Raw genomic sequence first — 14,431 nt, 5'->3', positions numbered from 1 at the left:
CAATTATTCGTTCAACTTTATCAAAGTTCGTTTCCATTCCTATTTTCCCCAATATTGTCATTTCGACAAAGGAGAAATCTCCGCGAGAAGCTCGACAAAGAATTGATTTATTGGAGCGGAGTTACTTGTGGAGATTTCTCCTTCGTCGAAATGACAAACTGAACGTTAATTAAAAAAGAAAAAATCCAAATTCCAATTTTGCTTTAGACAAAGTTTGGAATTTGGATTTAAAATATTGTAATTTAAACTTTACGAAATCTCCCCGCGAAGAGCAGTTTCAAAAATATCTTTAAACTCGTTTTGAGGAATATTGTGTCCAAGCAAATACATCAATTTGGTAATGGCTGCTTCTGTTGTAATGTCTTTTCCAGAAATAACTCCCAACGATTTTAGTGCTGTACTCGTTTCGTATTGTCCCATATTCACGCTTCCTCCTGAACATTGGGTTACGTTTACAATGTGAATTCCAGATTTGATGGCCTTTTCGATTAAATTCAAAAACCAATCTTCTGTTGGTGCGTTTCCTGAGCCGTACGTTTCTAGAACAATTCCGCGTAAACCTTGAGTAGCAAGGATTGAAGCTAGAACAATTTCGCTCATTCCAGGGAACATTTTGATAATTGCTACGTGATTGTCTAAATTTTTATGGACGATCAATTTGGCATCTTTATTTATTGGAAGAAATAAATGTCGATTTAATTTTAAATGCACACCAGATTCAACTAATTCAGGATAATTTGGCGCTGTAAAAGCTCTAAAATGTTCTGCATTTACTTTAGATGTCCGGTTTCCGCGGTATAATTTGTATTCAAAATACAAGCAAACTTCAGTGATTACCGGTTTTCCGTTTTCTTGAAGCGACGCAATCTGGATAGCTGTAATCAGGTTTTCTTTGGCATCGGTACGCAAATCTCCAATTGGCAATTGCGAACCTGTAAATACAACTGGTTTTGCCAAATTCTCCAGCATAAAGCTCAATGCTGATGCTGAATATGACATCGTATCTGATCCGTGAAGCACTACAAATCCATCGAAAGAAGCGTAGTTTTCCTCAATCATTGTGGCAATTTTAGTCCACATTTGAGGATTCATATTCGAAGAATCTATTGGATGTTCGAAAGAAATCGATTCGATTTCGCAATCCAATTGCTTAATTTCTGGAATTTTCTGAATTAATTTACCAAAATTGAAGGCTTTCAGCGCTCCAGTTTCAAAATCTTTGCTCATACCGATGGTTCCTCCGGTATAAATCAATAATATTTTTGCTTTAGATGACATCTTGGTATTTTAATTTGTTGACAACAGGATTGGCATACATGGCTAAAAATCCTTGTCTTGTCACAGGATTATCGCTTCCGATTCTCATTTCTAAACGACGCTCAAAAAGCTGTTTTTCGCTCTCTTTATACTTGTGGGCGAATTTGTCTGTTTCGTTTAAAATATCGTAAGCAATAAAGTTTGTTGGCCATAATTGGTAGTTTTTCAAAATAACATCATCAATAGTTTGTGCCAAAGCTTGAACTTGCTTGTTTGCATTATCATTTTCAGCCACAATCTGATCGATTTCTGTATCTAAAACATCGCCAACAGAAATATGTATTCTTTTTTTAGATCCCATGATACCACTTATAATGGTCATAAAATCTTCGTTTTTATCTTTTACGTAAACTTCGTTATTTGCTTCTGCCATTAATTGCGGCATTTTCAGAACATCCGTTGGATCATATTCATAAGAAATAGAAACCGGAACAATTTTTAATTTCTTAAAATAATCCATTAAGTTTTCTTCGTCAGAACCCATTCCAATCATTTTTAAAACGCCTGGATTCGTTTCGTCGTTTCCGTCTTTTGTTCTTCCTTCCCTTTGTGCAATCCAAACCGAACGATTTTCGCGAAGCAATAATTGTCCCATGTATTCAGACAATAATTTTGAACTTTGCAACATTTCACGAGGTGTTAATCCTCTCAAAACCAAAAAGTTTCTATTTAATTTTGCTAAAGTGGCTAAGAACGCTTTCTTCACTAAATTATCTCCAATTGCTGAAGCAGTCATTACCAAACCATGTTCAAATAAACAAACGTTCAATAGAGTTGTATCTAAAAGAATATCTCTATGATTAGAAACAAACAAATAAGAAGTATTGGGTTCTAGCTTTTCAAAACCTGATGTCGTTAAACCTTCAGAGCTTTTTTCTAAAACTTTCTGAATTGTATTGTAAATAAAGTTGCATTGAAAATCACGAATAGAATGTGTTTTCTTTAATTGTTCCTTCCAAACCTCATCTTCTACATCCGGAAAAGTAAAGTTCATCATGGTTTTCATCATCGGATGATTGACAACACCATGAAGTGCTTCATTTATTTCGGAATCATAAAACGGTCGAATGGCATCAAATCTCTGCATTATTTATTTGGGTTTAAGTGGGCAAAAGAACAAAAAAAAAATTAAAGTTTTGTAAGGCTAGGGTTAAATCCCAAAAACGTCCTTTGAATTCTGGGTCGTAATCGCTGCAATTTCTTCTGCAGAAATACCATATACATCGCTTAATTTAGCAATAACGTTGACTAAATAACTACTTTCATTTCTTTTTCCTCTATATGGAATAGGTGCTAAATAGGGAGAATCTGTCTCTAAAACGATGTGCTTTAAATCTATTTTATTTAAAAACTGATCGATTTTTCCGTTCTTAAAAGTCACTACTCCGCCAATTCCTAATTTCATTTTGTAAGAAATAGCACGCTCTGCTTGTTCTAAAGTTCCGGAAAAACAATGAAAAATCCCAAATAAATCTTCAGATTTTTCTTCTTCTAGCACTTCAAAGATTTCATCAAATGCTTCTCTGCAATGAATTACAATGGGTAATTTGTATTGTTTTGCCAACTGAATTTGTCTTTTAAAGGCGATTTGCTGCTCTTTCAAATGTGTTTTATCCCAATACAAATCGATCCCGATTTCGCCAACTGCGTAGAATTTTCTTTTCGACAACTCTGCTTCCACATGCGCCAATTCGTCTAGATAATTATCTTTCACGTAAGTGGGATGCAAGCCCATCATCAAAAAGATATTTTCTGGATAATTTTTCTCTAAATCGTACATAGATTGTGTCGCGGCAGCGTCGATTGCAGGAATAAAAAAGCGTATAATTCCGGCATCGATAGCGCGCTGAATCATGGCATCACGATCCTGATCAAATTCTTCAGAATACAAATGGGTGTGGGTATCGGTAATAATGGGTGTTGAATTCAAAACTATAATTTTAAAAATGCCAAAAATACGACAATATTAAAAGAATAGCAATTCGGGTGCGATTGGTACGCGGATGATACGGATTCACTTCGTGAAAACACAGATTTAAACAGATTTTTTCTTTTTACGAATGTCCTAAAAAAGAAAAACCTTTGTCAAAGATTTAACTTTAACAAAGGCCAGAATAATAATCACCTAATTTTTGTCATTCTGAAGAACGAAGGGCCTCACAAGAAGCTTCGAAAAAGAAAACCCCCATTTTTTCTCTCGATCAGCTAGTGCGACCCCTCGTTATTCAGTACCACAAAGAAGTTTTATTTTCCATTTTCTATATATAGCAAAGCCCGTTCCAAAACTTCGTCTTTGCCTTGCTGAATGCCCAAAATTGTTGGTTTTATTTCAATATCGGGTACAATTCCTACACGTTGGGTTTCTCTTCGGTCCGGATAATAAACGCCAAGACCTGTGTATCTAGTATGAAATCCTTTAAAATCGATATCCATTGCATTTCCATCTGTACCAGCTGTCTGACTTCCAATTATTGTAGTATTATCAGCTGTTTTAAAACACATCGCCGTCCATTCTGACTGGCTCATTGAATTTTCGTCCAATAATACAATCACCTTTCCTTTATAATGATCTTTGTTTTCAAAACCAGCATTTCTTCCTTCTGTCCATTGGTATCTTCCTGGATAGTTTATATAGGGCATTGTGTATGCACAAAATCTTTTTTCTTTAAATTTAAAAAATCTGAAATCTCTTTCCACGTATCATTTGGATAATTTCTCATATCAAAAACAATCGCTTTTGTAGCTTTTAAAGCTTCAATCATATCGGGAACATTTTTAGGTTTAATTTCTCCCATATCAACATAACCGATATTATTGTCAAGAAGTTTAAATTTTTCTTTCTTTTTTATTGCTCCTTTTTTAAATTCATTTCTGTGAGAATCATGGTAATCAAACCATGTCATTGCTTTTGTTTCGTATTTTCCGTCTTTCAAAAACTCTACATTCACCTTATCAAATTCACTTATCAAAATACTGAATGCAACCCTATCTAAATATGCCGCTTCATTCGACGCAGAAATAAGATTTCTTTTTTCTTCTACAAGTTCTTTAATAGTTTTACCACCTATTTTTGTAATAACTGTTCCAATTTTAATATTATCTGCCTGAGCAAGACTATCTCCTAAAATTTCTGTGATAACTATTTTATTATCAATTATTTTACCTCTAGCAGGAAAATAAGAGTAACTGCTAACTCCCGTTTTAGCATACGATCCGTATACTGCAAATCGAGCATGACTGTCATTTAATCTTGCTGCCAATTTTCTCATTGTAAGATAAAAACTGTCTTCATCTTTATTTTCTAGAGCCATAGGCAAGGCTTGCTCTAAAGTAATATCCCATTTTTGGTCCATTACATATTTGTACGGAAAATAATATTCGATTAAATTCCAGTAAGCAAATAGCATAACCATTCTGGAACCTTTATTTGTGTAATCAAGATCAAAGTAGTTTTTTGTTTTCTTTAAAGCATCAAAACCCATCCCGAATTCTTCCTCACTTTGAAATCTATTTTCTTCAATAAATTTTAGTTTCTTAGAAAGTTTTTTAGAAAACAATTTATTGTTGAACCAGCTTAAATCGAAGTTTTTATCAAAAAACTCTACATCTTTTGGGATAATAATTGGAGCAACTTCTTTCACTGGACCAAGGTCGTCAATCCAATTTTCTAAGATTAAAGAGAACTCTTCTTTGGTTTGTGCTTTTTCTATTAAAGGCAATTTTTCCAAAAGCTGATTATCCCAATTCAATTCACCGCTGGCAACAGCTGGATGATAATACTTCAAGAAACCCCAAACTTTGCAAGTCGCAGCCAATTTTTCAGTCTCAGTAATTTTATTGAAACTAAAAATCACTTGACAAAAAACGAGCATACATAAAAGCGTAACTTTTTTCATTTTGGGTTGAGCGGTTGGTTATTTTGTTTTTGGGCCTATTCTTTTAAAAAGAAAATCGAATTTAGAACTAAAATTCCAAATTCGATTGAGGTTTTCCGTAAAGCGATAAAATTTTTCTTAATAATTGTAATTTTATTCCAATTCTTCTCTTAAATGTTCTACATCATCGTAATCTTTATAATCCTGTGAAATGGTCTCTAAAATGGCCTTACATTCGTTATATTTTCCTTGTTTTAGTTTAGACAATGCGAGATTCCATTTTGCTTTTTCTTTATAAACAGAATTTCCAGCTTCTAATTCTTTAAAAATATTTTCTGCTTTTACGTATTTGCTTACTTGTAATAAGGAAACTGCATAGAAGTATTTTATTTCATCTGAATTGTTTTCTTTCAAAATCATTTCAAAAATCGGAATCGCAGTTTCATATCTCTTTCCGTTGAAATTATTCTCCGCTTGCTTCAAAATTGCTTCTGAAACACCTCTTTCTGTAAAATAAGCACTTTCTGGATGATTGTAATCTTCAAAATTAGGATAATGTTTATAATCGAAGAAAAACAAGCCAAACATAATAATGATAGATAATGCAACTGCAAAATACCAAGGTTTAAGCGATGCCGTTTTATGTTTCTTTTTATTGAAATATTTATCTGAAATCTTAGTTAGGTTCTCTTCAAAAGCGACTCTCTCCTCTACTACTTCCAATTTATCCTCTTGTTCAAAACGTTTTTGTTCTTCTTCAAATTTTTCTGCTTGAGCAATCAATTCGTGAGCCGATTCATTCACAGATACCACATTCTCATAAATTGTCACTTCTTCACCATTTGAGCTTTTTAATTCTTTTAGCCATCTCCTTTTGCATAATAAGAAAAAACAAGCATCAAACGGACAAGTTAATTGAAGCTTACCTGCCTTGGCTTGATTGTAAAGCAAAACCAGGATTTCCTGAACCACATTTTGCGCCTGATCTTTATCTCCAGAATTATTGGTTATAAACTGCACTACTTTGGGTGCAAATTTTTTAAGTATCATCTCAATAATTACCGAATCGTTTGCCACGAGTCCATCGATATATTTTTGATCAGGATGAATTGTATTTAGATCCATAAAAAACATTTTATAGCTAATTTAAAAAAAAGAATCTTAAAATTTTAAAAAACAAGCGGTAACAATATTAAAATCAATCATATATATTAAAAACTTTTAAAAATTAAATAAAATGAGATGTACTCATTTTAAATACAAAAAAACATTTTGCTTGTGCAATGTTTTTAAGATATCACATAGAGTCCAACCACTTGAAAAGCAGTTAAAATTATATCTCTTTTATCATTAGTTTTTTGGTTGTAATTGGCTTATTTTTGATTTTCAATCAGTACAGAAATGGAAAATCTTCACGAAATTCTCAAAATAGAGAAGTACAAAAAAATAAAGTTTAAAATAACCAAAACACAGCATCTACAGATTAAAGCCAAAATTAACGGCGTTTCTGGAAATTTCATTTTAGATACTGGCGCATCTAATACTTGTGTAGGTTTTGAATCTATTGAACGTTTTGAATTATCCGCAAAAAATTCTAAAACAAAAGCTTCTGGCGCTGGCGGAACAGGAATGACAACGCAAATTTCTTCTCAAAATAAATTACAGTTAGGAAGCTGGAAAAGCAAAGGTTTTAGCATCGTGATTTTTGACTTGTCACATGTAAATGAAGCATTAGAATCTTTTAAAGCAAAACCAGTTCATGGCATTATCGGCGCTGATGTTTTATTGGAAGGAAAAGCAATTATTGATTATTTTAACCATTATTTGTACCTTAAATAGGGAAATTCCAAATTCCAAATTCCAAATTCCAAATTCCAAATAATAAAAAAGTCTTCAGTAAAATGAAGACTTTTTGTTTTTATACTATTTCTTAACTCTCAATTTCTGTTTTTGGAGCGGCATGCTTTTTCAATGAAAAATAAGCTACAACTGTGCTTAGCAACATTAAAGCTCCTCCTAAAATAAAAGGCGCTCCTGCAAATTTAAAAGGCGCATCGTCATGCGTGAAAAAGTAAAATGTATTGGCCATCATGGGCGGGCCAATAATAGAAGATGCACTCATTAAACTCGTCAAAGTTCCTTGAATTTCTCCTTGCTCGCTTGGAGCTACTTTACTTGCTACAACAGATTGTAACGCTGGCCCCGCAATTCCGCCAAGACAATACGGAATTAAAAAGACAAACATCATCCAGCTTTCTGTTGCAAAAGCAAACCATAACATTCCAATTGTATATAGGGCTAAACCTATGTAAATACTTTTCTCATTTCCAATTTTAGGATTTATATATCTAACCAATCCCCCTTGTACAACTCCAACCAAGAGACCTATTATTCCTAATGAAATTCCGATCATTCTTTCATCCCAATTAAATTGATAGATGGTGAAGAAACTCCAATTGCTTTGTACCGCATGCGAGCCTACATACAAAAGAAATATCGCTACAATTAAACCAATTAATGTTGGGTGCTTTCTTAATCCTAAAATAGCTCCAATTGGATTGGCGCGTTTCCAGTCGAAAGGTCTGCGATTTTCTTTTTTAAGCGATTCTGGTAAAATGAAAAATCCGTAAAGGAAATTTACCATACATAAAATAGCGGCTGCGTAAAAAGGAACTCGAGATCCGTATTGGCCTAAAAGTCCGCCAATAACTGGACCGATGATGAATCCTAATCCGAAAGCAGCACCTACTAATCCGAAGTTTTTAGCCCTGTTTTCGGCAGTACTGACATCGGCAATATAAGCTGATGCAGTTGTAATACTTGCACCAGTAACTCCAGCGATAATTCTCCCGATGAAAAGCCAGATAATGGTTGGGGAAAATGCCAATAAAAGATAATCTAACGAAAATCCGAAAAGAGAAATTAAGATAATTGGTCTTCTTCCGAATTTATCGCTCAAATTTCCAATAACAGGAGCAAAAACGAATTGGGTTATCGCATACGCGAAAGTTAACCAGCCACCAATTTTTGCGGCTTCGCTGATATCTCCGTGAATCAATTCTTCGATTAATTTTGGGATTACAGGAATAATGATTCCCCATCCCGTAATATCTATTAGCATAGTTATGAAAATAAAACCAATCGCGGCAGACTTATCTTTTTTTGGCATAATAATTTTATAAGGTGATACAAATAAACGAAAAAGCTGATGTTTATTTAAATTCCAAATCTTAAATTCCAAATTCCAAACTGAAAAAAAACCAAATCTTAAATTCCAAAAACTGAAATTCTTTATTGAAAAATTAAAATTGCATATCATTTTTTCATGCAGATTTAATATGATTTAAGCAGATAAAAGGAGTTTTTTTTTAATCTGATCTGCTTAAATCTGCAAAATCTGCGTGAAATGCTTTTTAGAAAAATCAATAAAAAAATCCCAAATTCCTCCCGATATTTCGGGATTTGGAACTTGGGATTTTAATGGGGAAATTTCAAATTCGGGGTTTGAAATTTCTATTGAAAATCAAAACTATTAATGAGTATGTTTTGGATTAAAACCGTCTTCGCTTAATTCTGTATGCTCGTAATCTGCATGCATTTCTGCTTCGTAGTCGATTTTTTCTCCTTTAGAGAACTTACGGATGATTTTCTCCATAATATCGTAAATAACTGGCACTACAATCAAAGTAAGGAATAATGATGAAATCAAACCTCCAATGATTACCCATGCTAATCCGTTTTTCCATTCAGCTCCAGCTCCAGATGCTAATGCAATTGGGAACATACCGAATACCATCGCAATTGTTGTCATCAAGATCGGACGCAAACGAGCATGATTGGCTTGAATTAATGCCGTTCTGATTGATTCTCCCGCTGCTCTTCTTTGGTTCGTATAATCGACAAGCATGATCGCATTCTTACACACCAAACCGATCAACATGATTACCCCTAAGATGGTAAAGATATTCAAGGTATTGTTTGTTAACGCTAATGCGAATAAAACCCCAATGAACGAAAGCGGAATCGCGAACAATACGACAAATGGGTGAACGAAACTGTCATATAATCCAACCATTACAAGGTAAACCAAGATAATAGCCGCTAATAATGCAATTCCTAAAGTACCAAATCCTTCTGATTGGTTCTCTTGGTCACCACCCCAGATATAGTTAACTCCAGTTGGTTTTTGCAATTTATCTAATTTCTCTTGCCATTGTTGAACAATTGTTCCTGCTGGCACCCCAACGTTCTGACCTTGTACGGTTACAGAAGCTGTTTTATCTCTACGCTCCAATTTACTTGGTCCAGAACCTTCAGTAATGGTTGCGAATTGGTTCAATTTAATTTGCTGCCCTGCATTATTTATGAAAATCAAGTTACTAACGTCTGTGATATTTTTTCTATCAAATTCGTTGTATTTGATGTTGATGTCGTACTCGTATTCGCCAGCTCTAAATTTACCGTCAGTATTACCGCTGTAAGCTGTCTGCATTGTTAAACCAACTGTCTGAAGCGTTAATCCTAAAGCAGCCATTTTATCTCTATCAACTTGAATATTGATCTCTGGGTTTCCGTCCTCAACTGTTAATTTAATCTCCGTTGTTCCAGGAATTGTACGCAGTTCCGCTTCAGCCATTTTAGCAAATTTCATCGCGCTTTCTACGTTTGGACCTGTTACAATCAAACCTAAAGTTGCGTCTTCAGCAGTACCTAAGATACCTACAGGAACCGTTTTTACTTTTGCTCCAACTAATATTTTCTCTAATTTACGTTTTGTTTTAGCAGCATAAACGTTGGCATCATCAGTACGGTCTTTTTGTTCGATCATTTTAACATCGATCTCCGCTTTGTAAGCCGTAGCCTGAGCAGCTCCTAAACCTTCACTGGTTTGTCCTACTGTTGTAATTTGACTGAAAACATATTTCTCTCCTTTTAAGAAAGCTTCTGCTTTTTGTGTCATAAAGTTAGTTTGCTCCAAAGAAGCGTCTTTTGGCATCTCAATTTGAACTAAGAACTCTCCACTATCAGATGATGCGAAGAACTCTCCTCCAATGTATCCACCTCCCATTAACCAGAAGATTGTACCAAAGAACATTACCACAATGGCAACCATTGTTTTAATATAGTGATCTAAACACCAGTTCAATAAGTTAGATACCCAGTCAGTAAAACGGGTTAAGTAGCTTTCAAATCCTAAGATGATTTTTCCAAAAAGATTTTTACCTTCAATATGTTCTAATTTTCCAAAACGAGAAGATAACCAAGGAATAATGGTAAATGAAGCCAATAATGAGAACATCGTAGAGATAATTACCGTAACACAGAATTGTGTAATAATGTTCGATACTAATCCTGTACTCATGGCAATTGGCAAGAACACCACCACAATTACCAACGTAATCGACGTTACCGTTGCACCAATTTCGGCTGTACCGTCATAAGCTGCACGAATTCGACTTTTACCCATCTCCATGTGTCGGTAAATGTTCTCCAATACCACAATCGCATCATCCACAAGAATACCAACAACAAGAGATAAACCTAGTAGAGACATTAAGTTAAGCGTGTAACCTAATAAATAAATTCCGATAAATGTCGCGATCAAAGATGCTGGAATAGATACCATTACGATTAGCGAGTTTCTAATACTATGCAAGAAGAACAACATTACAAATGCTACCAGAATAACCGCAATTAATAAATCGTGTACAACAGAATCTGCTGCTTCAAGAGTAAAGACTGTACTGTCTTTTGCTACTTCTAATTTCAATTGAGCCGATTTGTAATCGTTCTCTAACGTCTTAATGGTCTTAATCAACTGCTCACTTACCGCAACGGCATTCGCATCTGATTGTTTTACAATTTGAAGTACAATCGCGCTTTTTTGATCTACACGAGCAATTTTCTCCGCGATTTTTTGTGTATCCTGAACATCTGCAATTTCTCCTAAACGAATTTGAATTCCGTCTTTAGAAGAAACTACTAAGTTTCTTAATTCCTCAACATTTTTATACTTACCCGCTAAACGGATTAAGATTTTTTGATTACGAGTCTGGATGTTACCTGTCGGGAAATCTAGATTCGAAGTTAAAATCGTCTGCTGTACTTGAGGAACTGAAAGTCCGTAACCTTGCATTTTTACCGCATCAAGATTCACTTGAATCTCTCGCTCTTGACCACCAATAATGTTTACCTGAGCAACCCCTTGCACACGAGATAAAACTGGAGCAATCTTTTTATCGATCAAATCGTAAAACGCTGCTTCGTCCATTTTTCCATTCGCACCAAGCGTCATAATTGGCAAATCACTCAAAGAGAATTTAGTCAATGACGGCGGGTCTGCATCGTCTGGAAGATCACTTAAAATAGCATTAATTTTACGCTGCGCATCGTTCATTGAAATATCAACATTGGCATTGGAAGTCAATGTAATTGATACCACCGAAAGTGACTCGTAAGATTTCGAATCGATTTTCTTGATATTTTCCAGAGACGCAATCGCATCTTCAATTTTCTTTGTCACTGTATTTTCAACCTCACTTGGAGATGCTCCAGGATATACAGTTGAAACCGTAATAACGTTAGTTTCGAATTTTGGGATCAGCTCGTAGCCCAATTGGCTGTAGCTGAACAATCCACCAAGAGTCAGAATTGTAAACAATACAATTACCAACGACGGACGTTTTATGGATATTTCGGCTAATTTCATATTTTTTGTTTTAGGCTTTAGGCTATACGCTCTAGGCTTTAGGCTTTTTTGAAAGGCTTAAAGCGATACAATTACTTAATAATTTCTACTGTATTTCCGTCTTGTAAATTGATTTGACCTGTAACAATTACAGTTTCTCCATCATTTAAACCATTAATGATTTCAACTTTGTCTCCTAAAATTCTTCCGGCTACTACTTTTCTTAATTTAGCAACGCCGTTTTCTACCACAAAGATTTCATTACTGCTTACACTTCCAACAAAAGCATTTCTAGGAACCACTTTCAAGTTTTGTTTTTGGTTTTTAGCACCAAAGTTTGCTGTTCCGTACATACCTGCTTTTAAGTCGTTGTTCGCATTGTTTGTAATTTCAATTTCAACAGGGAAATTTAAAGACGCATCTGCTTTTGCAGCGATGAAAGTAATTTTTCCGCTAAAAGATTTATCAGGATAAACACTTGCAGTAATATCTACAGTCTGTCCTAATTTTAAACTAGCAACTTGCGTTTCATTTACAGTAACAGTCAATTTTAATTTAGAAACATTTACAATATCAAATAAAGCAGTTGCAGGCATTCCAGCTAAAATAGAACCTGGTTCAATATATTTTTTATTGATGTATCCGTTAATTGGCGCTTTTACTCTAGTATCGCCAACATTAATTTTAGCTTGAGTATAATTAGATTGAGCATTTGTCAAAGCCAATTTTGCTTGATCCAACTGTTGTTTTGTAACACCACCTGTTTTAAAAGCATTTTCATATCTAGCATAATCCGATTTTGCATTTTGATATGCTGCTTCGGCTGCCTGAGCGTTTACATTGATAACATCGCCTCTTACTGTTAAAAGAGTTTGCCCTACTCTTACATAGTCACCTTCTTTTACTAAAACACTAATTACTTTTCCAGATTTTTCAGCAGAAAAAGTCAATTCCTGAATTGGAGCGAAGTTTCCGTTTGCAGTAAAACCTAAGTTAACATCTTCTGTTTTTACTGTAGCTACTTTTACAGAAACGGCTGCATTTTTTTCTGCTACAATAGAAGTTTTCGCTTCGTTTTCTGCTTTGTTCTTATTTAAAATGTAGTTAATCCCGACAAAAGCCACGACTATGATTACGATTGTTATAATTATTTTCTTCATTGTAATAATTTGTTATTTAGTAAGAGATTTTAGTTCGCCTTTCGATTTGATTAGAGATATTTCGGCAATTTTATAATTTAAAACTGCTCTTGTAAAGTTATTTTGCGCTTCAAGCGATGCGTTTTGTGCGTCTAACAAATCGGTTAAAGATGCTAAACCTTGAAGGTAATTGTTTTTGGTATTTGATAAAATATCAATCGCTAAACGCATATTTTCTCTTTGGTTTTCAATAGTCACAAGATTATTATTGATTTGTGCCATTGCATTTCTATAGTCTAAATCGAGAGAAAGTTTAGTGTCTTTGATATCTTCTTGAAGCGATCTGATTTCTACGTCGGCTTGTCTTACTCTAGAACGAGTTCCGAAACCTGTAAAAATTGGGACTCTTAAATTTAATCCGATTCCAGAGAAATCTGACCAATATACTCCAGAAGATGGTTTTGCAAACCAAGGAAATTCTGGACCTTGACCAATATAGTTATAACCAGCAGTCAATGAAAGCGTAGGGTAATATTCTGCTTGAATTGCTTTTTTATTAAATGTCAAAAGCTCTTCTTGTTTCTTCAAAAGCAAATATTCTGTTCTATTTTCAACATTTGGTTCCTCTGTTAAAGCAGCAGGCACAACTTCAAATTCTTCTTTTGGCATTACAAATTGCGATTCAATAGGCATACCCATATAGAATTTCAATGCATTTTCCTGTAGTTCAATTTGATTTTTAACTTGCTGACGTTCTGTATCAATATTAGACATTTTTACAATAATACGGTCTAAATCTATTTTTTTAGCCAAACCATTATCAAATTGCCCTTGTACAATATCGCGAACTTTCTGAGTGTTTACGTAGTTACTGTCTAATAAAATCAGTCTTTCTTTTTGCACATAAACAGAATAGTAATTATTTGCAACTCTTTCAATAACTTGTTCTTCTGTTAGCTCATTATTGATCTGATAAAATTCGCGTGTCGTTTGTGCCGCTCTTAACCCTGTAAAAACTGCCTGATCAAATATGGCTTGAGTTAAAGAAACACCTGCTGTAGATGTCCATGTTTGGCCAAATGCTGCTTGAATTGAAGTTCCAGGCTGTCCAAATCCTGCACCATCGATAACGGTTGTTTGAATAATTGGGTTATACGTTAAATTTCCGTTAGCCGAAATTTGAGGCAAGGCTCTAGATCGCACTTCTTGAATCTTGTACTCAGCGTTCTCAATCTGAAGTTTCGATTTTTTTGCATCCGCTTTATTTTGAAGCGCATAATTGACAGCGTCTTTCAGTGTTAAAGTGGTTTGCGCACTAGCAGACAAGCCGATTGTACACAAAAATATAAGAAAGATTCTTTTCATAAGTAGTTACTATTTATTTTAAAAATTTGAGATGGCATCGTCATTTT

The 14,431-nt window shown here is 34.5% G+C and carries 11 protein-coding genes; 1 reads left to right on the top strand and 10 read right to left on the bottom strand.

What is annotated here, in order from left to right:
* Positions 1-249 precede the first annotated feature (249 nt).
* The 6 genes from ABTV69_RS06085 to ABTV69_RS06060 form a co-directional block, all read right to left on the bottom strand.
* Positions 250-1,278: an asparaginase gene (locus tag ABTV69_RS06085; protein ID WP_433834750.1), complete on the bottom strand. Its 1,029-nt coding sequence runs from the start codon at positions 1,276-1,278 to the stop codon at positions 250-252.
* Entirely contained in the window at positions 1,268-2,404 is a 1,137-nt protein-coding gene (locus ABTV69_RS06080; RefSeq protein ID WP_433834749.1) for a 1-acyl-sn-glycerol-3-phosphate acyltransferase, read from the bottom strand. Before ABTV69_RS06080 ends, ABTV69_RS06085 begins: the two co-directional genes overlap by 11 nt.
* A gap of 63 nt (positions 2,405-2,467) precedes the next feature.
* Entirely contained in the window at positions 2,468-3,247 is a 780-nt protein-coding gene (locus tag ABTV69_RS06075; RefSeq protein ID WP_433834748.1) for a TatD family hydrolase, read from the bottom strand.
* A 314-nt stretch (positions 3,248-3,561) separates the two neighbouring features.
* On the bottom strand, positions 3,562-3,957 hold the full coding sequence (locus ABTV69_RS06070) for a S41 family peptidase (RefSeq protein ID WP_433834747.1): 396 nt from the start codon (positions 3,955-3,957) through the stop codon (positions 3,562-3,564).
* On the bottom strand, positions 3,945-5,213 hold the full coding sequence (locus tag ABTV69_RS06065) for a S41 family peptidase (protein WP_433834746.1): 1,269 nt from the start codon (positions 5,211-5,213) through the stop codon (positions 3,945-3,947). The genes ABTV69_RS06070 and ABTV69_RS06065 overlap by 13 nt, the downstream gene beginning before the upstream one ends.
* A 132-nt stretch (positions 5,214-5,345) precedes the next feature.
* Positions 5,346-6,317, bottom strand: a complete 972-nt coding sequence (locus tag ABTV69_RS06060; RefSeq protein WP_433834745.1) for a tetratricopeptide repeat protein — start codon at positions 6,315-6,317, stop codon at positions 5,346-5,348.
* A gap of 276 nt (positions 6,318-6,593) precedes the next feature.
* Here ABTV69_RS06060 and ABTV69_RS06055 point away from each other — a divergent pair, with 276 nt between their 5' ends.
* Positions 6,594-7,031, top strand: a complete 438-nt coding sequence (locus ABTV69_RS06055; RefSeq protein ID WP_433834744.1) for a retropepsin-like aspartic protease — start codon at positions 6,594-6,596, stop codon at positions 7,029-7,031.
* A gap of 91 nt (positions 7,032-7,122) precedes the next feature.
* Here ABTV69_RS06055 and ABTV69_RS06050 read toward each other — a convergent pair whose 3' ends face one another.
* The 4 genes from ABTV69_RS06050 to ABTV69_RS06035 form a co-directional block, all read right to left on the bottom strand.
* Positions 7,123-8,361 (bottom strand): TCR/Tet family MFS transporter, encoded by a 1,239-nt coding sequence (locus ABTV69_RS06050; protein ID WP_433834743.1) that lies wholly within the window; start codon positions 8,359-8,361, stop codon positions 7,123-7,125.
* A gap of 363 nt (positions 8,362-8,724) precedes the next feature.
* Positions 8,725-11,901 (bottom strand): efflux RND transporter permease subunit, encoded by a 3,177-nt coding sequence (locus ABTV69_RS06045; protein WP_433834742.1) that lies wholly within the window; start codon positions 11,899-11,901, stop codon positions 8,725-8,727.
* Between the two features lie 71 nt (positions 11,902-11,972).
* Positions 11,973-13,040, bottom strand: a complete 1,068-nt coding sequence (locus ABTV69_RS06040) for an efflux RND transporter periplasmic adaptor subunit (protein WP_433834741.1) — start codon at positions 13,038-13,040, stop codon at positions 11,973-11,975.
* A gap of 12 nt (positions 13,041-13,052) precedes the next feature.
* Entirely contained in the window at positions 13,053-14,384 is a 1,332-nt protein-coding gene (locus ABTV69_RS06035) for a TolC family protein (protein WP_433834740.1), read from the bottom strand.
* Positions 14,385-14,431: the final 47 nt, after the last annotated feature.

Source organism: Flavobacterium anhuiense (assembly GCF_050990855.1).
Classification (GTDB): domain Bacteria; phylum Bacteroidota; class Bacteroidia; order Flavobacteriales; family Flavobacteriaceae; genus Flavobacterium; species Flavobacterium anhuiense_C.
This window is presented reverse-complemented; position numbering and strand designations above follow the sequence as displayed.